15 protein-coding genes are annotated in these 21,588 nt (G+C 58.1%); 9 read left to right on the top strand and 6 right to left on the bottom strand.

Features of this window, described 5'->3' with window-relative positions; translation table 11 throughout:
- Positions 1–330: 330 nt before the first annotated feature.
- Positions 331–1,914: a peptide chain release factor 3 gene (locus LCH64_RS26030; protein ID WP_027610807.1), complete on the bottom strand. Its 1,584-nt coding sequence runs from the start codon at positions 1,912–1,914 to the stop codon at positions 331–333.
- A 358-nt stretch (positions 1,915–2,272) separates the two neighbouring features.
- Here LCH64_RS26030 and LCH64_RS26035 point away from each other — a divergent pair, with 358 nt between their 5' ends.
- From LCH64_RS26035 to LCH64_RS26055, 5 genes are all read left to right on the top strand, one after another.
- Entirely contained in the window at positions 2,273–2,962 is a 690-nt protein-coding gene (locus LCH64_RS26035) for an ABC transporter permease (RefSeq protein WP_177327464.1), read from the top strand.
- 21 nt (positions 2,963–2,983) lie between these two features.
- Positions 2,984–3,877: a glycine betaine ABC transporter substrate-binding protein gene (locus LCH64_RS26040; protein ID WP_003221596.1), complete on the top strand. Its 894-nt coding sequence runs from the start codon at positions 2,984–2,986 to the stop codon at positions 3,875–3,877.
- 12 nt (positions 3,878–3,889) lie between these two features.
- Positions 3,890–4,543, top strand: coding sequence for an ABC transporter permease (locus LCH64_RS26045; protein WP_007965673.1), 654 nt, complete (start codon positions 3,890–3,892; stop codon positions 4,541–4,543).
- Positions 4,540–5,697 carry an ABC transporter ATP-binding protein gene (locus tag LCH64_RS26050; protein ID WP_003221591.1) on the top strand — a complete coding sequence of 386 codons (1,158 nt, stop codon included), beginning with the start codon at positions 4,540–4,542 and terminating at the stop codon, positions 5,695–5,697. Before LCH64_RS26045 ends, LCH64_RS26050 begins: the two co-directional genes overlap by 4 nt.
- Positions 5,698–6,350: 653 nt before the next feature.
- The gene (locus LCH64_RS26055; RefSeq protein WP_003221589.1) at positions 6,351–7,514 is read left to right on the top strand and encodes a type III PLP-dependent enzyme; all 1,164 of its coding nucleotides are present in this window, start codon (positions 6,351–6,353) and stop codon (positions 7,512–7,514) included.
- Between the two features lie 42 nt (positions 7,515–7,556).
- Here the strand turns inward: LCH64_RS26055 and LCH64_RS26060 are convergent, their stop codons facing one another.
- Together LCH64_RS26060 and LCH64_RS26065 are read right to left on the bottom strand one after the other, a co-directional pair.
- Positions 7,557–8,471, bottom strand: coding sequence for a hypothetical protein (locus tag LCH64_RS26060; RefSeq protein ID WP_226501723.1), 915 nt, complete (start codon positions 8,469–8,471; stop codon positions 7,557–7,559).
- Positions 8,472–8,486: 15 nt separating this feature from the next.
- The gene (locus LCH64_RS26065; protein ID WP_226501724.1) at positions 8,487–10,703 is read right to left on the bottom strand and encodes an alpha-xenorhabdolysin family binary toxin subunit A; all 2,217 of its coding nucleotides are present in this window, start codon (positions 10,701–10,703) and stop codon (positions 8,487–8,489) included.
- Positions 10,704–11,010: 307 nt separating this feature from the next.
- Between LCH64_RS26065 and LCH64_RS26070 the strand changes: the two genes are divergently transcribed.
- Complete coding sequence (locus LCH64_RS26070; RefSeq protein ID WP_226501725.1) at positions 11,011–12,075, top strand: alpha-xenorhabdolysin family binary toxin subunit A; 1,065 nt, start codon at positions 11,011–11,013, stop codon at positions 12,073–12,075.
- Between the two features lie 30 nt (positions 12,076–12,105).
- On the top strand, positions 12,106–13,107 hold the full coding sequence (locus LCH64_RS26075) for an alpha-xenorhabdolysin family binary toxin subunit B (protein ID WP_226501726.1): 1,002 nt from the start codon (positions 12,106–12,108) through the stop codon (positions 13,105–13,107).
- Positions 13,108–13,124: 17 nt separating this feature from the next.
- Here the strand turns inward: LCH64_RS26075 and LCH64_RS26080 are convergent, their stop codons facing one another.
- On the bottom strand, positions 13,125–13,901 hold the full coding sequence (locus LCH64_RS26080; RefSeq protein WP_226501727.1) for a tetratricopeptide repeat protein: 777 nt from the start codon (positions 13,899–13,901) through the stop codon (positions 13,125–13,127).
- Complete coding sequence (locus LCH64_RS26085; RefSeq protein ID WP_226501728.1) at positions 13,898–14,578, bottom strand: Fe2+-dependent dioxygenase; 681 nt, start codon at positions 14,576–14,578, stop codon at positions 13,898–13,900. The genes LCH64_RS26080 and LCH64_RS26085 overlap by 4 nt, the downstream gene beginning before the upstream one ends.
- Positions 14,579–14,785: 207 nt before the next feature.
- Between LCH64_RS26085 and LCH64_RS26090 the strand changes: the two genes are divergently transcribed.
- Together LCH64_RS26090 and LCH64_RS26095 are read left to right on the top strand one after the other, a co-directional pair.
- Positions 14,786–17,044 carry a TonB-dependent siderophore receptor gene (locus LCH64_RS26090; protein ID WP_201135818.1) on the top strand — a complete coding sequence of 753 codons (2,259 nt, stop codon included), beginning with the start codon at positions 14,786–14,788 and terminating at the stop codon, positions 17,042–17,044.
- Positions 17,045–17,296: 252 nt separating this feature from the next.
- A complete protein-coding gene (locus LCH64_RS26095; protein ID WP_226501729.1) occupies positions 17,297–19,825 on the top strand; it encodes a sulfite reductase flavoprotein subunit alpha in 2,529 nt (842 codons plus the stop codon).
- 117 nt (positions 19,826–19,942) lie between these two features.
- On the opposite strand, the gene LCH64_RS26100 is transcribed toward LCH64_RS26095, so the two are convergent.
- Positions 19,943–21,484, bottom strand: a complete 1,542-nt coding sequence (locus LCH64_RS26100) for an alkaline phosphatase D family protein (RefSeq protein ID WP_226501730.1) — start codon at positions 21,482–21,484, stop codon at positions 19,943–19,945.
- Positions 21,485–21,588 lie beyond the last annotated feature (104 nt).

The raw sequence follows: 21,588 nt of genomic DNA on the forward strand, positions 1-21,588 counted from the left end.
GAGCGCAGCGACCGTTTGGCGCAGCCAAACACAGCGAGAGGAGGTGCAGCGAAGCAAACCGGAGGCGCTGCCCCCGGATCGGTCCCGCAGCGAAGGAACCCCGAGCCCCAGCGAGCGGGCCGAACGCAGGAGCAAGCCTTTTTGGTTACTTTTTCGGCGTCTGGAAAAAGTGACCCGCCGTAAGGGCGGAACCCTAATCCGCCATCACCGAAAAACGGATATACACCCAAACCACCCGAAGCCTGGTCGGCCCGAAGGCCGCCAAGACAAAGCCCAAAAAAAGCCCCCAAGGCCTACACCTCAGGGGCTCCAGACAACTCAGCTCAACGCTTAATGATGCTCACGCGTCGCACGGAATTTCACATCCGGCCACCGCTCTTCCATCAACGCCAGGTTAACCCGCGTCGGCGCCAGATAGGTCAGGTGCCCACCGCCATCCAATGCCAGGTTCTCCACAGCCTTGTTGGAAAACTCCTCAAGCTTCTTCTTGTCACTGCATTCAATCCAGCGCGCGGAATACACAGTGATCGGCTCATAAGAGCACTCAACCTTGTATTCCTCCTTCAAGCGGCTGGCGACCACATCAAACTGCAGCACACCCACGGCGCCAAGAATGATGTCGTTGCTGCGCTCCGGGAAGAACACCTGCGTCGCGCCCTCTTCAGCCAGCTGTTGCAGGCCCTGACGCAACTGCTTGGACTTCAACGGATCACGCAAACGCACACGACGGAACAGTTCCGGGGCGAAGTGCGGGATGCCGGTGAAACCGAGGACTTCACCTTCGCTGAAGGTGTCGCCGATCTGGATGGTGCCGTGGTTATGCAGACCGATGATGTCGCCGGCGTACGCCTCTTCCAGCTGTTCACGCTCGGAGGAGAAGAACGTCAGGGCGTCGCCGATGCGCACGTCCTTGCCGGTACGCACGTGGCGCATCTTCATGCCTTTCTCGTACTTGCCGGAGCAGATACGCATGAAGGCGATGCGGTCACGGTGTTTCGGGTCCATGTTCGCCTGGATCTTGAAGATGAAGCCCGAGAACTTCTCTTCCACCGGCTCGACGGTGCGCTCGTTGGCGACACGGGCCAGCGGACGCGGGGCCCAGTCAACGACGGCGTCGAGCACGTGGTCGACCCCGAAGTTGCCCAATGCAGTACCGAAGAACACCGGGGTCAGTTGACCGTCGAGGAACTCCTGCTGGTTGAACTCGTGGCAGGCGCCCTGCACCAGCTCCAGTTGTTCGAGGAAGCGATCGTACTCGTCGCCCAGGTGCGCGCGCGCCTCGTCGGAGTCGAGTTTCTCGATGATCTTGGTTTCGGTGCGTTCGTGACCGTGACCGGCGGTGTAGACAATGATGTAGTCGTCGGCGAGGTGATAAACGCCCTTAAAGTCGCGGTAGCAACCGATCGGCCAGGTGATCGGCGCAGCCTTGATCTTCAGAACGGCTTCGATCTCGTCGAGCAGTTCGATCGGGTCGCGGATGTCACGGTCGAGTTTGTTGATGAAGCTGACGATCGGCGTGTCACGCAGACGGCAGACGTCCATCAGCGCGATGGTCCGTGGCTCAACGCCTTTACCGCCGTCGAGCACCATCAGCGCCGAGTCGACCGCCGTCAGGGTGCGGTAGGTGTCTTCGGAGAAGTCTTCGTGGCCCGGGGTGTCGAGCAGGTTGATCATGTGTTCGCGATACGGGAACTGCATGACCGACGTGGTAATGGAAATACCCCGTTGCTTCTCCATCTCCATCCAGTCGGATGTCGCATGGCGATCGGATTTACGGGATTTCACCGTGCCGGCCACTGCAATCGCCTTGCCCATCAACAGGAGCTTTTCGGTGATCGTGGTTTTACCGGCATCGGGGTGGGAAATAATGGCGAAAGTGCGGCGTTTCGCGACTTCGGCGGCCTGGTTGGTCATGGGAAATCGCCTGGCGGTGATTCAAAAAAGGGCCGCGATTATAGCCCAACTCGATGCAATAACCGAACCGTTGAGCACATTAAGGGTGGCCAAATGCTGCCCCGGATGGGAACCTTTTAAAGCACGGAGACGTCCATCCCCTGTTACGACATTTCGTCAGGGGCTGAAAAATCAGCAAGTTAGCCTGACGAGGCTGCGCTCATGGCTCGCTTTCAGGCCGCTTTTTGCCGGTGCTGAGGGAGCTGCTTCTCGCGAACGTTTATTTCCCGGCAGCCAGGCATGGCATGCCACTCGGGACGGCGTTCGCCGACTATAAAAAAGGAGTCCGCCTGTGGCTATCCGCTATGGCAAAGGGCTGATGGGAGGTGCGGTGGTTATCGCGCTCCTGGCCCTGCTGGTCCACTGGATCGGCATCAACACGATCGAACATTACCGCGACGATTTGTTGTTTTACCTGCAAGCTCATCTGATTCTCGTCCTCGCTTCAATGCTGGCCGCCCTTGTCGTGGGCATCCCCGCCGGTATCTTCCTCAGTCGCCCGACCATGGTCGGCCGCGCTGAACGCTTCATGCAGATCTTCAATATCGGCAACACCGTGCCACCGCTGGCCGTACTGGCGATTGCCCTGGGGATTCTCGGCATCGGCAGTGGCCCGGCAATCTTCGCTTTGTTCCTCGCCTCTCTGTTGCCGATTGTGCGCAACACCTACGAAGGCCTGAAAAACGTCCAGGGTTCGCTGAAAGAAGCCGCCGTCGGCATCGGCATGACCCCGCGTCAGGTGCTGTGGAAAGTTGAATTGCCCAACGCCGTGCCGATCATCATCGGTGGCGTGCGCGTGGCACTGGCGATCAACGTCGGCACCGCGCCGCTGGCATTCCTGATCGGCGCCAACAGCCTCGGCAGCCTGATCTTTCCCGGCATCGCCCTGAACAATCAGCCGCAACTGCTGCTCGGCGCCGCGTGCACCGCGCTGCTGGCCCTGCTGCTCGATGGCGTGGTCACCCTCGCCAGCCGTCTCTGGCTGGAACGCGGTTTGCGCCCGTCTTAAGGCTCTTGCGAAGGAATATTTATGAAACGATTTAGCTTGATCTTGAGCTGCCTCCTGCTGTTTGCAGGATTGGCCCAAGCCGCCGAAAAACCGGTAATTCGCCTCGGCGCCCGGGTGTTCACCGAGCAGACCCTGCTCGCGGAAATCACCGCGCAATACCTGCGCAGCAAAGGCTACGACGCGCAGATCACCGGCGGTCTGGGCAGCAACCTCGCCCGCAGCGCTCACGAAAGCGGGCAACTGGACATGCTCTGGGAATACACCGGCGTGTCGCTGGTGGCCTACAACCATGTCACCGAAAAACTCGACAGCGAACAGTCCTACGCCCGGGTCAAAGAACTCGACGCGAAAAAAGGCCTGGTCTGGCTGACCCCGTCGAAATTCAGCAACACCTACGCCCTCGCCCTGCCGAAAAAAGTCGCCGAGGAGTACCCGCAGATCAACACCATCAGCGACCTGAACAAGGTGCTGCGCGATGAAGCCAAGACCAATCACCTGGTGGCGCTGGACACCGAGTTTGCCAACCGCTCCGACGGTCTCGACGGCATGGTCAAGCTCTACGACATGAACCTCACCCGCAACAACATCCGCCAGATGGACGCGGGGCTGGTCTACACCGCGCTGCGCAACGGCCAGGTGTTTGCCGGTCTGGTCTACACCACCGACGGTCGCCTGAATGCCTTCGGCCTGAAGTTGCTGGAAGACGACAAGCACTACTTCCCCGACTACACCGCCGCGCCGGTGGTGCGTCAGGCCTACCTCGATGCGCACCCGCAACTGGCCGAGCAACTCAAGCCGCTGGCAGAACTGTTCGATGACGAAACCATGCGCCAGCTCAACGCGCGGGTCGACGTCGATCACGAAAGCCCATCGAAAGTGGCCGCCGACTTTCTGCGCCAGCACCCACTCAACTAAGGAGGAAAAGTCATGGAATTTCTGAACGCCTTTTCCCACCTCGACTGGCAGCAGGTGATGCACCTGACCTGGCAGCACATCACCCTGGTCGGCATCGCCGTGACACTGGCGATCCTCATTGGTGTGCCGCTGGGCATTCTGATGACGCGCTTCCCGAGCCTCGCCGGTCCCTTGCAGGCCAGCGCCACGGTGCTGCTGACCGTGCCGTCGATTGCGCTGTTCGGTCTGCTGCTGCCGTTCTACTCCAAGTTCGGCCAGGGCCTTGGGCCGATGCCGGCGATCACCGCGGTGTTCCTTTATTCACTGCTACCGATCATGCGCAACACCTACCTCGCCCTGACCGGCGTCGAGCCAGGCATCCGTGAAGCCGCACGCGGTATCGGCATGACCTTCGGCCAGCGCCTGCGCATGGTCGAGTTGCCGATTGCGGTGCCGGTGATCCTCGCCGGGGTGCGCACTGCGGTGGTGATGAACATCGGTGTGATGACCATCGCCGCGACCATCGGCGCCGGTGGCCTTGGCGTGCTGATCCTCGCCTCCATCAGCCGCAGCGACATGTCGATGCTGATCGTCGGCGCGCTGCTGGTCAGTCTTCTGGCGATCTTCGCCGACCTTCTCCTGCAGTGGCTGCAACGTACGCTGACTCCAAAAGGACTCCTCAAATGATCGAACTTCAAAACCTCAGCAAGACCTTCCAGAGCAACGGCAAAGATGTCAAAGCCGTGGACTCGGTGAGCCTGACCGTCAATGAAGGCGAAATCTGTGTGTTCCTCGGGCCATCTGGTTGCGGCAAAAGCACCACGCTGAAAATGATCAACCGCCTGATCAAGCCGACCTCGGGCAAGATCCTGATCAACGGCGAAGACACCACCGACCTCGACGAAGTGACCCTGCGCCGCAACATCGGCTACGTGATCCAGCAGATCGGCCTGTTCCCCAACATGACCATCGAAGAGAACATCGTCGTGGTACCGAAACTGCTCGGCTGGGACAAACAGAAATGCCACGACCGCGCCCGCGAACTGATGAGCATGATCAAACTGGAACCCAAACAGTATCTGCACCGCTATCCGCGTGAACTGTCCGGTGGCCAGCAACAGCGCATCGGTGTGATCCGCGCATTGGCCGCTGATGCGCCGCTGTTGCTGATGGACGAGCCGTTCGGTGCGGTCGACCCGATCAACCGCGAGATGATCCAGAACGAGTTTTTCGAGATGCAGCGGGCGCTGAACAAGACCGTGATCATGGTCAGCCACGACATCGACGAAGCGATCAAGCTCGGTGACAAGATCGCGATTTTCCGCGCCGGCAAACTGCTGCAGATCGACCATCCGGACACCCTGCTCGCGCACCCGGCGGACGACTTTGTCAGCAACTTCGTTGGCCAGGACAGCACCCTCAAGCGTCTGCTGCTGGTGAAGGCTGAAGACGCAGCGGACAACGCGCCATCGGTCAGTCCGGAAACCCCGGTGGCCGATGCGCTGGAATTGATGGACGAGCATGACCGCCGCTACGTGGTGGTCACCTGTGCCGAGAACAAGGCGCTGGGTTACGTCCGTCGTCGCGACCTGCACCGCCAGACCGGCACCTGCGCGCAGTATCTGCGCGAGTTCAACGCCACCGCGGCGTACGACGAGCATCTGCGCATCCTGCTGTCGCGCATGTACGAGTTCAACCGTTCGTGGCTGCCGGTGATGGATGCCGAGCGGGTGTTCCTGGGAGAGGTGACGCAGGAGTCGATTGCGGCTTACCTGAGTTCGGGGCGTTCGCGCGGGATGAAGACCAATATCGTCTCGCCGGCTGAGGCCGTGGTCGCCTGATCGATTAAAAGGTCGCACATCTAACCTGTGGCGAGGGAGCTTGCTCCCGCTGGGTCGCGCAGCGGCCCCTCTTTTCAAAAAAAGCGGGGGACTGCTTCGCAGTCCAGCGGGAGCAAGCTCCCTCGCCACAGTTTTTTCTTGTTTGCAAAGGCTGGAAAAAAATATCAACACCGAGGTGGGTTCTGGTACTGCAAAACCTTCCGTCACACCGATCAAAATCCCTCTCAACCCGCCCTCTCGCCGCCAACGTCGCCGATGTTGCGCCTATCGTACTTACCCACGACTTAGCCGACAAAAGCATCGAACGTGCAGGTATTTTTAACACATGAAAATTCTCGGGGAACATCTGTCCGTCATCTCGGTCGGCTACAAAGAGTGATATCCGCGACGCACGTCAGAAGCGTGCAAAAACGCGACATTTTTAGTTGATCTCAGGCCCCTCACGCCCTAAAGTTCGCGCCGAACGTCCATGCTGGAAACGATCCATCCGGCTCAAGTACTGACGACGAGACAGCAAGGCCAAGGGCAGTTACGCCCGTGGCCTTTTTGCTTTCGGCGACATGCCTTGGGAAGTAGGCGAACCAAAGTGGGGATACGGAGGACGTTCATTTACACCCATGTTTTTACCCGTTTGCCCATAGGAGCACTCCAGCATGTCGATCCAGGTCGAAGACTATTTCGCGCGCGAAACCTTTCAGAAAATGAAGGCGTTCGCCGACAAACAGGAAACCCCGTTCGTGGTGATCGACACCGCGATGATCAGCCAGGCCTACGATGACCTGCGCGCCGGTTTCGAATTCGCCAAGGTCTACTACGCGGTCAAGGCCAACCCGGCCGTCGAGATCATCGACCTGCTCAAAGAGAAAGGCTCGAGCTTCGACATCGCCTCCATCTATGAGCTGGACAAAGTGCTGAGCCGTGGCGTCAGCCCGGACCAGATCAGCTACGGCAACACCATCAAGAAATCCAAGGACATCCGCTACTTCTTCGAGAAGGGCGTGCGCCTGTACGCCACCGACTCCGAAGCCGACCTGCGCAACATCGCCAAGGCCGCGCCGGGTTCGAAAGTCTATGTGCGTATCCTCACCGAAGGCTCGACCACCGCTGACTGGCCACTGTCGCGCAAGTTCGGCTGCCAGACCGACATGGCCATGGACCTGCTGATCCTCGCCCGTGACCTGGGCCTTGTGCCTTACGGCATCTCGTTCCACGTGGGCTCGCAGCAGCGTGATATCAGCGTCTGGGACGCGGCCATCGCCAAGGTCAAAGTGATCTTCGAACGCCTGAAAGAAGAAGACGGCATTCATCTGAAGCTGATCAACATGGGCGGCGGCTTCCCGGCCAACTACATCACCCGCACCAACAGCCTGGAAACCTACGCCGAAGAAATCATCCGTTTCCTCAAGGAAGACTTCGGTGACGATCTGCCGGAAATCATTCTGGAACCGGGCCGTTCGCTGATTGCCAACGCCGGTATTCTGGTCAGCGAAGTGGTACTGGTTGCGCGTAAATCCCGCACCGCCGTCGAGCGCTGGGTGTATACCGATGTGGGCAAGTTCTCCGGCCTGATCGAAACCATGGACGAAGCGATCAAGTTCCCGATCTGGACCGAGAAGAAAGGCGAGATGGAAGAAGTGGTCATCGCCGGCCCAACCTGCGACAGCGCCGACATCATGTACGAGAACTACAAGTACGGCCTGCCGCTGAACCTGGCCATCGGTGATCGCCTGTACTGGCTGTCGACCGGTGCGTACACCACCAGCTACAGCGCCGTCGAATTCAATGGCTTCCCGCCGCTGAAATCGTTCTACGTGTAATCGACACCTCAGAATAAAAAAGGCCCATTGAATGGGCCTTTTTTATTTTTTCAGCCAGTTTTCGAAGTGCGTCAACATCTGCAAAATCTCATCAGCGCCTTCCAGAGCCGATTCGATCTTGAAATTCAGCAGCCCCATGGTGGTCATATTTTCGGTTTGTGTGAGGGCAGTGCCCAAGCCTCTCGCACGCTCAGATACGTTTCTGAGGAACACGCCCATCTGAATATTCAGCGGTACGAACTCATTGAAGAGCTTAGCAATATCGGCCTGATACTCGGCAGCCCTGATCGTGGGGTCTGAAGAAGAGTAAGCAATGTCCCAGGGAGGCGTTGTCGCAGAATTCCTGAACAACTCTTGCGCGACAGTCGGTTGTGGATGACAGGCACACGACTGCCAACCCATTATCTTGATAAATGCCGCGTTCAATCCAAATGATGCCTCGCCCAGCATGTCAATCTGGCCCTCAATCGGATTGATTACTCCGCTCAAGCTCCAGAAACAATTACCCAACTGGTGAACCAATCCTCTGGGGCTGGTAGGTGGAGACCTTCCCCAGTCCGTCGAGCGATACAGACTGTAACTTGTTACGTCAACCTGACTGACAGGTGCGCGTTTCGATGTTCTCTGTGTTATTTCCAAAGATTCACGTCCAAACGTATCCAGGTCACTCAAATACCGACTGGTCAAACTCCGCAGGTCTCTAATTCGCTCCCAGCTCTCTTGTAGATACTGTTCATAAAAGTTAACGCGGTTCAGGCGCGTATCCCAGGACAGTTCTGCGCGTTGATGGCCACTTTTTCGTCGCGCCTCAAATACAACTGGCGTGTTGTCGTAGGTCGGTATCAACAGACCCAGCCAACGGACATACCGATTCAGCACCTCGCGCTGCGGCGCCGAAAACTCATAACTCACTGAATTCATATTTCCTGTGCAGGAAGTGGGCGAGCGATCGCCCACTTCCTCACCTCCTTGTTATTGGGAAATGGATTTCAGAACGTTTACGGCTTCGGCAATCCGGGCAATTGCAGAGTCTGCCCGGCCGTCCACCGGCACCGAAGTGTCCTGGGTAAACTCAGTAGAGAGCAGATCAAAGTAGTTGATCAGGCTGGCAAACTCATTGGCGTACTTCGAACGTTCGTCGTCCTGCTCGTCCAGCGTAGTGACCAGTTCAATACGCCCAACAATCCGAGTGCCATCGTTGAGGTGCTTTCGCAACTGAGCGCGCATTTCAGCTGCTTTGTCGCTGAGTCGACGGTACGCAGCCAGCATGTTGAGATAAGAAATCGCCTCACCAATACCAGAAATCAATTTTTTCAGGGTATCAATAGCTAACATGGCGATTTGAACTTGCGGAGGCGCCAGACCCAACGCCTTCAGATTTTCAAGCGATAACTGGGCTTCCTGGCCAATTTTTTCGATACCCGCCTTGGTGATCAGATCAATCGCATCGGAAATAGACTTTATCTCAGCAGTGAAGGCTGCAATTTTCTCTTCGGATTGGGTCTTGAGTTCCTCGTTACTGACACGCTCTTCTTCCAGCTTGACGATCCACTCCGCCGACGCCTTGCGGTCATAGACTGCGCCAATGCTCTTGTGGATACTTTTCAAGTCTCGAGTTTGCGCAGAGACTTTAGCGAAAATATCTTTCAGCTCCACCTCCATGTCCTCGCGCACCTCTTCCGCATCCTCCGGAGAACTCAATTCTTCCTGATAGGATTTTAAATTCCTCTCGGACAGCACCAGACTGATGCTTAGTCTCTGCGCCTTGTCGCGCAATTCAAAAGTTTCCTTGTTCAACGCCAGTGCCACACCGTTCATGGCCCCGACAGTGCCGGGCATGTAATCGAACTGCTCAAAGAGCATTTGCGCAGTAGTGCTCAGTTGCTGCACGGACGCATTGTGTTCGCGCAGTTTTTGCATATTGAACGCTGGTTCTGCAGCATTGATCGAAAAATTTTGCATTGCAGCTCTACTCCGAATCGCGACATTATTGTTTTGGTATTCTTTATCGGCTTCCGCAAACACCGCCAACAACTGATCGGCCTTGGATTGTATTTGCTCCCACGGAGCGATGATTTGAACTATCTGACGCTTGAAAGCGCGCAACGATACGGACTCGTCGATTTCATTGACTTTAATAATGGAGGCAACGACATAATCACCGAGCGCGTTCCAAACCAGCATGAGGTTTTGGGTTGCTACATCGGCCTCGATCGCAACGTAACTAAGGTTTTGCAGATCATCACGAACTTTATTCAGCGAACTCAGCGTCTGGTTCTTGCTGGCCATTTTTTGATTATCGGCCTGCTGCAGTTGCTTCAACGCATTACGTTCACGGCGTATTTTTTCAGCTTTGACACCCTGATAGATAGCCATGACCAGTCCACCAATGTTAAGACCCGCCGCATCTCTGATCGCATCTTGAACCAACTTTTCATATTGTTTGTTCAGCTCATCAATCTCAGCGGAACGCTGATCCATTTGACCTTGCAACTCTTTGATATCGGACGCGTACGTATTCCTGGAAACGAACTCCAGTCGCAGCTTGATTTCCGGCAGAACAGACTCTCGCATATCGGTGCCGAAACGATCCAGTTCCCCGCGTACGTGTTCGGCTTTTTGATGACAAAGCCTGATTGCTGACAGCAAGTCATTCAAATAACTTCGAATATCGGCGATATCGCCAGGGGCAAGATCAAGATCTGGTAGCCCTGGCATTTGCCGTTGAAGTTTCAGATATTGTTCAACCGTAGTAATATCATGCTCTTCCAGATATTTAGAAGCCCTCAGATCGTTATACACTTCAACAATGGCATCACCCGTTCCGATGATGCTGCCAGCAAATATCTTCAGATCATTTCCCGTCAGCATTATTTTCTCGCGCAGAGGCGACCAGCGTCGAGCATGCTGATAGGTCGTGGTAAAAGTTCGCAAAAAATCCCGAGCAGTGCGTCCCACACCACCGTCATCACCGGAGCCATAGTTAAGATAGGCAATGACGTCGTCCAATTGAATCGGCAGGGACAAGCCTAGCGCCTCATACCTCCTCAAATTGTTTATTTGCTCTTTGGTCACATGGAGACCGGTGTCCCGATTGTATTCTTCGCCCTCACCCAACGAAGCGTTCACAAAAAGCAATGGGGCTTTTGCGGCGGCCTCAACCATCTTGTCATTTAAATTCTGTTCCATCGGAGACTCCTTGTCTTCTTCGGATATTAATATTGATTATTCACTTACAGCGTTGGCGCGCTCATCCGGAGCGCAATCAAATCAACGCCACCCCTCAACTTAGATCGACAAAAGCAGCGCATGCAACCAATCAAATATTAAAACTAAATACACAAACATCGTCTTGCGACAGACAACCAGCCACCCATGCAAAAAATTACAAAAAACGACAAATCATAACCAACAACAAGTCACAATCAATACATGTACTCAACAGCGAATCCGGATTTAACCTAAGGACTCAAACAACACTTCAAAGGAATTGAAAGTGCAACCCATCTCAAAACCGCTCATCACCAAAGATGACATTCGAAAAATAAAAAACTACATTTCCGCCGCCAAGGCATTGCCGCGCGATATCGAAGATGTCGAAAGGCAATTGAAAACAAAACGCACCGGCATCATCGGTCTGGAGTTAACCGACATTGTCGAACTCAATCACACGATGATTAACAATGCCAATTCCTGGACAGATATCGAATATTCGATGAGGCGCGTGGCCGGTAGCCTCGCTACCTTTTCGGAAGACCTGGAAAGTTTCGGTCAGGACATTATCGACGCGATCGTGACCATGCCGGGCTACATCAACTTCATTGGCACTATCGACTCGCTGAGTGAAGAAGAGATAAACAGTCTGCCGCCGCTGGAAATCGGTCGGGAAGAAAAGAACCGATTCGGTTCCATCCAGGAATCACTGGCGTTCATTGCACGGTCGATCGAGGACAAAAAGCTCAGCAGCCGGGACGTCAATGAGCGCCTGAAATACTTCAAGGCGGAGCTCAACGACAAGGTCGCCGTCAGAATTGGCGAAAAACTGAAACTGGCCGGCGATGCGCAAATCAACCGACAGCTTACCGAGTTGAATGCCGCCATTGATCTTGCCGAGCAGCGTATTGCCGAGAAGACCAGAGAGTCCAATGCTGATTTTTTCGACTACATCTTCGGCACCATCGTGGTTTACACCGGTGGCGGACCCGCCTGGCATCGGCACGTCAATCTGGAGCAGGCAATCCACTTGCGTCCGCTGATTGAGCAACGAGACTTGCTGGCCGAGCAGGTCAAGCAAAAAAACATTCTTGCCGGCACGCTCATGGAGTTTCAGTCGAGCTTGAGCAGTATGTCGATCTATGTCGAGGGCGCCGTCAATAGCACCTCACAACTTGAGCAGCTGTGGAGCGAAATTACTCAGTACATCAACGCCTCGCAAAACACAGTAATGGGCATGCATGAATTCCTGACCCTCAGAACTTTTGTCGCGAGTTTCAATGTTGTTCTCAAGAACTGGAAAACCGTTCAGAACAACTCGAACCTGCTTATCAGCGCTTTCGACTAACGCCATCCATCCAAGCGAGAATAATTTCCCATGACAACCATTGCTTACGCCCTGCCCGATCTTGGCCGCCTCAACGAAAGCCGCGAGGCGATTCGTTACCAGGCGATCATCGGCTCCGCCAATCTGTACATCAAAGCCCTGAGCGATGAATTGCTCAGCTTGAATACCGCCGTCAGCGATCTGGATCTCGTGGCTGCCAACGCCATCACCACGGCAATCTCTGCACTGGAGACAGACGAACTGAGCGAGAACCTGCAGGCCCTGGCCAGCCTCGGCGAGGCTGAATCCACCCCTCAGGCTGCAAACGCACGCAAGCTTTATTCGCAGGCTGTTACAGGACTGATCAGGCTGTGTATCGATCAAATAACCACGCTGCACTTGTCACTGCACAACGGTGTATTCGGTGTGCAGAGCATCGCCATCAGCAACAACCGTTTCCGACTCGAGGAACTGGCCACCGCCAAAGTCGATCTGGACCGTGAATACACCGCCGAGAAAATCCCGCTGGCTCAATTGAAAGACGATGAGGCGGTTCTGAATCTGGCCATTGCGGAGTTTGAAAAACTGACAGTCATCGACCGAATCAAACCGCTGTTCGAGCAACTCAAGGCGATGTTCAGCGGCAAACCCAAAAGCCCTGAAGCCCTGGCGTTGGAAGCTGGACTGCTCGTCGCCACCAAGTTTCTCGACGAAGGCAATGAGTTGATCAAATACAAGGACCTGCTCAGAGCGCGACAGATCCTGCAGACGCGCCTCGACCAGCGCGAGGAGCGTGTGGCCTCGCTGGCCAAACAGCTGCGGGACAACGATGACAAGAGCCGTCAGCTGACTGACACTCAGAAGGTTCTGCCCCACCGGCAAACCTATGTCAGCGAAACCGGCAAATTGACCGAAGCGCTGTCAGCGTTTCTCAGTGCTGTCACTGCTTCACCCAACGACAATATCCTGCTGCGCGGCGAGCGAGTGCTCGAGCACAGCCAGGCCCTGCGCAATTATCTGTATCCGCTGCAGGGACGCTGGTTGCGTGGCTGATTGATCGCGCCTGCCTTTCACGCCTGATGAAGGGCAGGCGCTCCGCCAGCGAGGACCGACAGACGCTGACGGTACGCCTCGCCCATGGCGCGCATCTGCGGATGCGCGGAGGTCAGCAGCGACTCGCTGCTGACCTGTAAGAATTTCACGTTGCCGATCACCAGGGCTTTCTCAAGCCATTGCAATGCGTCATCGAGGCGCCCTGCTTCCGCCAGGATCGCGGCATGACTGAACTGCCCACGAAAATCCCCGCCCTCGGCCGAACGTCGATACCAGTCGTGCGCTGCTGCCGGATCGGCCTGGCAGGCCTGGCCCTCTTCCAGATAACGTCCCAGCAGGTTCATCGATTTGGCGTGGCCGGCTTCGGCGGCGCGTTGATACAGCGCCAGCGCCTGAGCATGATCCACCGCCACACCACGCCCGGTCGCGAGCAGATTGGCCAGGTTGTACATCGCCCAGTCCAGGCCGGCATCCGCGGCCATTCGATAATGCTGCGCGGCAACCGCAGCATCCGCCACACAGCCCCAACCATGCTCATGGCAGCGACCGAGCATGTTGCGCGCCATTAAATGCCCCTGGCCGGCAGCGATAGCAAACCAGCGCAGCGCCAACGGTTGATCCTGAGCGATGCCACGGCCGTCGAGCAGGATCTGCCCGAGCAATGCCTGCGCTTCGACAATGCCCTGACCGGCCGCGAGCAGAATCGCCTGCGCGGCACGGGCCGGACTTTCTTCGAGCATGGCGCTGAGCTGTGCACCGTCGAGCACTTCCTCGCGCCGCAGTTGAAAACTCATACCTCGACCCAGCGCCGCAGCAGATTGTGATAGGTGCCGGTGAGGCGGATCAGCGACGGGTGATCGGGCATGTCTTGAGTCAACTGCTGGATCGCCCCGTCCATCTCGAACAGCAAGGCGCGCTGGCTGTCTTCGCGTACCAGACTTTGCGTCCAGAAGAACGACGCATAACGCGTACCGCGCGTGACGGCATTGACCTTGTGCAGGCTGGTGCCGGGGTACAGCACCATGTCGCCGGCAGGCAGTTTCACCCGCTGGGTGCCGAAGGTGTCCTGGATCTCCAGCTCGCCACCGTCGTAGTCCTCGGGCTCGCTGAAAAACAGCGTGGCCGAGAGATCGGTGCGCACCCGTTCGATGCTGCCCTGGGGCTGGCGTACAGCGTTGTCGATGTGAAAATCGAAACTGCCGCCCGCCGTGTAGCAGTTGAGTAACGGCGGAAATACTTTGTGCGGCAGCGCGGCAGACATGAACAGTGGGTTTTTCCACAGCCGTTCGAGCATCGCTGCGCCGATTTCTTTGGCCAGTGGGTGGCCTTCCGGCAATTGCAGATTGTGCTTGGCCTTGGCCGACTGATAACCGGCGGTGATCTTGCCATCAGCCCAATCCGCCTGCTCCAGCGCCTCGCGGATGCGCTGCACTTCGTCTTTGGCGAACAGGCCGGGAATGTGCAGCAGCATGACGAACGTACCTGATGGCAAAGGGGTGCCAATGGTATTGATTCTTATTGACCGTGTAAAACCCGTGTGACGAATGAATCGGCAAAAACCGTAAGGCCAAATTGTAAAGAATGTAAATTCGTCGCGAATAACAATATTTCGCAATTGATACGAATACCTGTTTACCCTATATTCCGCCGCCTCAAATCCTTGGGGAGGGGAATAAAAATGTCACGTCAACACGCACAATTGCCGGTCAGTTCACCACGTCTGCTGGCGTCGGCCATTGGTGTCGCCATTACTGCCGGCTCCGCTGGGCACATGGTATTTGCAGCCCAGCAAACCGATGAAAAAGCCTCTGGCAATGCGATTGCACTGGATGCCACCAGCGTTGTTGGCGAGCAGCAGGACACCTCCTACAAAACCGATGCATCGCAATCGAAGAAATACACTGCACCGCTGCGCGAAACGCCAAAAAGCGTGACCGTCATCCCGCAGCAGGTTATCCGTGACACCGGCGCCACCAGCCTGGTCGACGCGCTGCGTACGACGCCCGGCATCACCTTCGGTGCCGGCGAAGGCGGCAACCCGGCCGGTGACCGCCCAATCATTCGTGGCTTCAATGCCGAAAGCGACGTGTTCATCGACGGCATGCGCGACCCGGCCTCGCAAAGTCGCGAAATCTTCGACGTGGAATCGGTCGAAGTCAGCAAGGGCCCAGGCTCGGCCTTCACCGGCGCCGGCTCCACCGGTGGCAGCCTGAACCTGGTGAGCAAGACCGCCAAACTGGGCAGTTTCTACAACGGTGGTTTCACCTGGGGTTCAGACCAGACCAAACGCACCACGCTCGACCTGAACCAGCAGATGACCGACACCTCGGCCTTCCGCCTGAACCTGATGAAGCATGAAGCCAACGTTGCCGGACGTGATGGCGTGGACGTCAGCCGCTGGGGCGTGGCGCCGACCTTCTCGTTCGGCCTGGGTACCGACACCCGGGTAATCGTCGGTTACTATCACAACGAAACCGACGACATCCCGGACTACGGCATCCCGCTGACCTCCAGTTCGAATCGCAGCAAATACCACGTCGACAAACCGGCCAACGTCAACCGCGACAACTTCTACGGCCTCACCAGCCGTGACTATCGCCAGACCAGCGACGACAGCGGCACCTTCAAGATCGAACACGACCTGAACGATGACCTGACCGTCTCCAACAGCTTCCGCATGTCGCGCTCGACCTTGGACTACATCGTCAGCAACCCGGACGACAGCAAGGGTAACGTGGCCAACGGCAGTGTCTATCGTGGCGCCAAGAGCCGCAACTCGACGTCCAGCGGCTGGGTCAACCAGACCGACCTGAGCGCCAAATTCAACACGGCCGGCATCGAACACAGCCTGGTCACCGGGCTGGAGTTCTCCTATCAGGACACCCACAACCGGCCGTACGTCCTGACCTCGTCCGCCAGCGGCACCACGTGCAACGCTGCGCTGTTCCGCTCCGGCGACTGCACCAACCTGTACAAGCCCACCCCTGGGGATAACTGGGCGGGCAAAATCACTGACAGTGCCGCATACACCGATACCGACACCAAAACCGCAGCGGCCTACGTGTTCGACACCCTGAAGTTCAACGAGCAATGGTCGTTGAACCTGGGCCTGCGCTACGACAACTATCAGACCGAATCCAGCGGTTACAGCACCGGCGGGCGCGGCGCGGTAGCGGGCAACTTCTCTCGCGAGAACACCAGCGACCTGCTCAACTACCAGATCGGCGTGGTCTACAACCCGCTGCCTAATGGCAGTGTCTACGCGGCCTACTCCACCTCCAGCAACCCGGCCGGCGAAACCAGCGGCAACGGCAGCCTGGAACTGGCGGCGAACAACAGCGACCTGGACCCGGAAAAAAACCGCAACTACGAGATCGGCACCAAGTGGGACTTCTTCGGTGACGACCTGTCGCTGACCGCTGCGCTGTTCCGCACCGAGAAAACCAACGCACGCATCGACGATCCGGACGGCGCCACCACCCAGGTGCTCGACGGCGAGCAGGTCGTCAATGGTCTGGAACTGACCTACAGCGGCAAGCTGACACGCAACTGGAAAGTCTTCGGCGGCTACACCTACATGGACAGCGAAGTGGTCAAAACCACGCTGGCCGCCGACAAAGGCAACCACATGCCGAGCACACCGCGAAACAACTTCACGCTGTGGTCGACCTATGACCTGATCCCGGAAAAACTGACCATTGGCGGCGGCGCGACCTTCGTCGACTCGCAGTTCGGCAACGTCGCCAACTCGGTGGAGATCCCGTCCTACTGGCGCTACGACGCCATGGCCAGCTATGCACTGACCAAGAACGTCGACCTGCAACTCAACGTGCAGAACCTGACCGACAAGCGTTATTTCGACCAGGTGTTCCAGACCCACTACGCCCACGTGGCGGCGGGTCGGACAGCATTGCTGAGTGCCAACTTCCACTTCTGACCAACGCTGTAAGTGTGGGAGAACCTGTAGGAGTGAGCCTGCTCGCGATGAGGTCGTGTCTGCCAGCGAATGGATTGACTGATCCACCGCTATCGCGAGCAGGCTCACTCCTGCAAAGGTATGCGCCGCAAGATCATGGCCCCGTTCATTCCATTGAACGGGGCCTTTGTGCGTAAAGAAGAACGCTTCTCGACAACCCACGGCATAATGCGCGCCGTGATGATAATTTTTCGAACGAACAAGGCGAGCGACGTGTTGAAGAAAACCCTGTTCCAGTTGCACTGGTTTTTCGGCATCACTGCCGGGCTGGTGCTGGCCCTGATGGGCATTACCGGTGCCGCCTATTCGTTCCAGGACGAAATCCTGCGGGCGCTGAACCCGTCGGTGTTGCAGGTGGAAAAACAGGTCGCCGGCGTCCTGCCTCCAGTCGACCTGGTGGAACACATCGAAGCGACTTCCGGCAAGAAAGTCTCGATGCTCTGGGTCGAGACCGACAGCGGCAACGCCGCGCGCGTCTACTTCACCCCGCCCAAAGGCGAACGTCGTGGCGAGATGCGCTACTTCGATCCCTACACCGGCGAGTTCATGGGCGACGCGGTTGGCCAGGACTTCTTCGGCCTGATGCTGCAGCTGCACCGTTTCCTCGCCATGGGCGATACCGGACGCAACATCACCGGCGCCTGCACCCTGATCCTGTTGTTCTTCTGCCTGTCCGGGCTGTACCTGCGCTGGCCGCGACAGTGGAACAGCTGGCGCGTGTGGCTGACCCTCGACTGGAAGAAAAAGGGCCGCAGCTTCAACTGGGACCTGCACTCGGTGGCCGGCACCTGGTGTTTGCTGGTGTATCTGCTGCTGGCGTTGACCGGGTTGTCCTGGTCCTACGAGTGGTACAACAAGGGCCTGACCAAACTGCTTTCCGATGCGCCGCAAAACGAGCGCGTGCGCGGTGGTCGCGTCCCGGCGCCGGAAGGTCCGGCACCGACCGCCGATTACGCGGCGATGTGGAGCAGCATCTACAGCGCCGCCGGCCCGGGCCTGTCGGCCTACAACATCCGCATGCCGCCAGTGGCCGGGCAACCGGCGACCGTGTTCTATCTGCTCGACAGCTCGCCGCATGATCGCGCGCTGAACCAGATCACCCTCGACCCGGCCACCGGCGTGGTCAAACGCGTCGATCGCTACGCCGACAAGAGCTTCAATGCGCAGCTGTTGACCAGCATTTACGCGCTGCACGTCGGCAGCTATTTCGGCCTCGTCGGACGAATCATCGTCACCCTCGCCGCCGTGTGCATGCCGCTGTTTTTCATCACTGGCTGGCTGCTGTATCTGGATCGCCGACGCAAGAAAAAGCAGATTCAGGACGCGCGCAAAGGTCTTGAACAACCAACCGGCAATGCCCCTGGATGGCTGATCGGTTTTGCCAGCCAAAGTGGTTTTGCCGAACAACTGGCCTGGCAGACCGCCGGGCAACTGCAAGCCGCCGGGTTGCCGGTGAAGGTGCAGCCGCTGGCGAATGTCAGCGCAGAGGATCTGCGCGAGTCGAACCACGCGCTGTTCGTGGTCAGCACCTTCGGCGACGGCGAAGCACCGGACAGCGCGCGCGGTTTCGAGCGCAAAGTGCTGCGCGAAGCCACGACCCTCGACGGCCTGAATTATGCGGTGCTGGGCCTCGGCGACCGCCAGTATGCGCACTTCTGCGGCTTCGCCCGGCGCCTGCATCAGTGGCTAGGCGAACACGGCGGCAAGACCCTGTTCGCCCCGGTCGAAGTCGACAACGGCGATCCGTACGCCCTGCGTCACTGGCAGACTCAACTTGGCCTGATCACTGGTCAAGCGCCGGTCGACACCTGGCAAGCGCCGAGCTACGACAACTGGACACTGCTGCGCCGCGAACTGATGAACCCGGACAGCAGCGGTTCGCCGGTGTACCTGTTGGGCCTGAAGGCGCCGAGCACCAGCAGCTGGCTGGCCGGCGATCTGGTGGAAGTGTTGCCGCGCAACTGTGCGTGGGCGATTGAGCATTTCCTCGACGGCCTCGGCATTCGTGGCGAAACACCCGTGAAGATCAACGGCCTCGAAGAACCGCTGGAAGTCGCCCTCGCCAGCCGCCAGTTGCCGGAACATCGTGCGCATCTGGTCGGCCTGCATGCGCAGGCGCTGGTGGATGCGATGGTGCCGCTGGCGATGCGCGAATACTCGATCGCCTCGATTGCCGCCGACGGCGTGCTGGAACTGATCGTACGTCAGGAACAACACGCCGATGGCAGCCTGGGCATTGCTTCCGGCTGGCTGACCGAACACGCCCCGGTGGGCGGCGCCATCAGCCTGCGCGTGCGGCGCAACAGCGGGTTCCATCTGCCGAATGAACCGCTGCCGATGATTCTGCTGGGCAACGGCACCGGCCTCGCCGGGTTGCGCAGCCTGCTCAAGGCACGCATCGCCGACGGTCAGCAGCGCCACTGGCTGCTGTTTGGCGAGCGCAATCGCCAGCATGATTTCCTCTGCCGGGCGGAGCTGGAAGAGTGGTTGATCAATGGCGATCTGGCGCGCCTGGACCTGGCGTTTTCACGGGATCAGGCGCAGAAGATTTACGTTCAGGATCGCCTGCGCGAATCCGCTGACGAGCTGAAAAAGTGGCTGGCTGACGGTGCGGTGATCTACATCTGCGGCAGCCTGCAGGGTATGGCCTCTGGCGTCGATCAAGTGCTCAACGACGTGTTGGGTGCAGCCGAAGTCGAGCGCCTGATCGAACAGGGCCGTTACCGCCGCGACGTGTACTGACACCCATCATTCCCCTGTGGGAGCAGGCTTGCTCGCGAAGGCGCCGTGCCAGTCGATATCGACTTCGCTGACACACCGTCTTCGCGAGCAAGCCCGCTCCCACAGGTTCCGCAGCGTCTAGACGGGCTGCAACTTCTGCTCAAACACCGCCACCCCATTCAAATCCCGCAACACCACACTCATCTCCCCGCTCTGCCCTTCGATATTCACCTCGCCAAAGAACTGAAACCCGGCAAACGGTGAGGCGTTCTGCGTCGGCGGGGCCTTCTGGAATACCACTTCCGGGCCGAAGGTCTTGTCCAGCGGATTAGGCCCGAAACTCCCGGCATTCAGCGGCCCGGCGACAAACTCCCAGAACGGCTCGAAATCCTGAAACGCCGCACGGTCAGGGTGGTAGTGATGCGCCGCGCAGTAATGCACATCGGCGGTCAGAAACACGAAATTGCGTACCTGTTGCGCGCGCAGGAAACCCAGCAACTCAGCGACTTCCAGCTCACGTCCTTGCGCCGGGCCGGGATCGCCGTTGGCCACCGCCTCCCAGCGCGCCACGCCCGGGCTGACTTCACCGTCGGGCACACCGAGGCCGATCGGCATGTCGGCGGCGATCACCTTCCACTGCGCCTTGGAGTGCTTCAAGCCGCGCTTGAGCCAGTCCAGTTGTTCGCGCCCGAGGAACGGCTTGGCCGCGCCGAGGTTGTCGTCGTTAGCCCCGCGATAACTGCGCATGTCGAGCACGAACACGTCGAGCATCGGCCCGTAGCTGAGCTTGCGATAGATCCGTCCGCCGCCATCGGCCGCCTGCAAACGCATCGGCGAATATTCCAGCCAGGCCTTGCGCGCACGGCCGACCAGGGTGTGGATATCTTTTTCCTGATAGCGCTCGTCGAGTTGCTTGCCCGGCGACCAGTTGTTGACCACTTCGTGGTCGTCCCACTGCCAGATCTGCGGGACTTCGGCGTTGAAGCGGCGGATGTTTTCGTCCATCAGGTTGTAGCGATAGTTGCCGCGATAATCGTCGAGGGTCTGCGCGACTTTGCTCTTGGCTTCGGTGGTGAGGTTGCGCCAGATCCGCCCGCCTTCGGTGGTCAGTTGCGCCGGCACCGGGCCGTCGGCGTAGATCGTGTCGCCACTGTGGATAAAGAAGTCCGGCAAGCGCAGACGCATGGATTCGTAGATGCGCATGCCACCGATGTCCGGGTTGATGCCGAAGCCCTGGCCGACGGTGTCACCGCTCCACACAAAACGAATATTGCGCCTCGCCGTCGGTGCACTGCGCAAATGGCCGAGCCACGGCTCGCTGGCGACGCCGGTTTGTGCGTCCTTGAAATACACCCGATAGAAAATCGCCTGATCGGCGGGCAACCCGGTGAGTTCGACCCGGGCAGTAAAGTCGGTGCGCGCATCGGCCAGTGCCGAGACCAGCCGCCGTGGGTGGCGAAACTGGCTGCGAGTGTCCCACTCGACCACCATCCGCGCCGGGCGGTCGCTGCGGCTCCAGATCATCGCGCGGTCGCCCTGCAGGTCGCCGGACTGCACGCCGTCGGTGAGTTGTGGCCGATCCTTGACCGACGCGATCACTGCCGGCGCCAGCCCGGGCATCAGCAGCCCGGCGCCGACCACTTGCATGACCCGACGGCGCCCGAGGTTGAAATCGCTCATGCTGTTCTCCCTGAAAAAAGGAAAACTTAAGCACGCGATGATGAATCCGGCATGACAACACATCCCCCTGTGGGAGCGGGCTTGCTCGCGAAAGCGGTGTGTCA

The organism is Pseudomonas sp. MWU16-30322, from assembly GCF_020515535.1.
In the GTDB taxonomy this organism is placed as follows: domain Bacteria; phylum Pseudomonadota; class Gammaproteobacteria; order Pseudomonadales; family Pseudomonadaceae; genus Aquipseudomonas; species Aquipseudomonas fluorescens_H.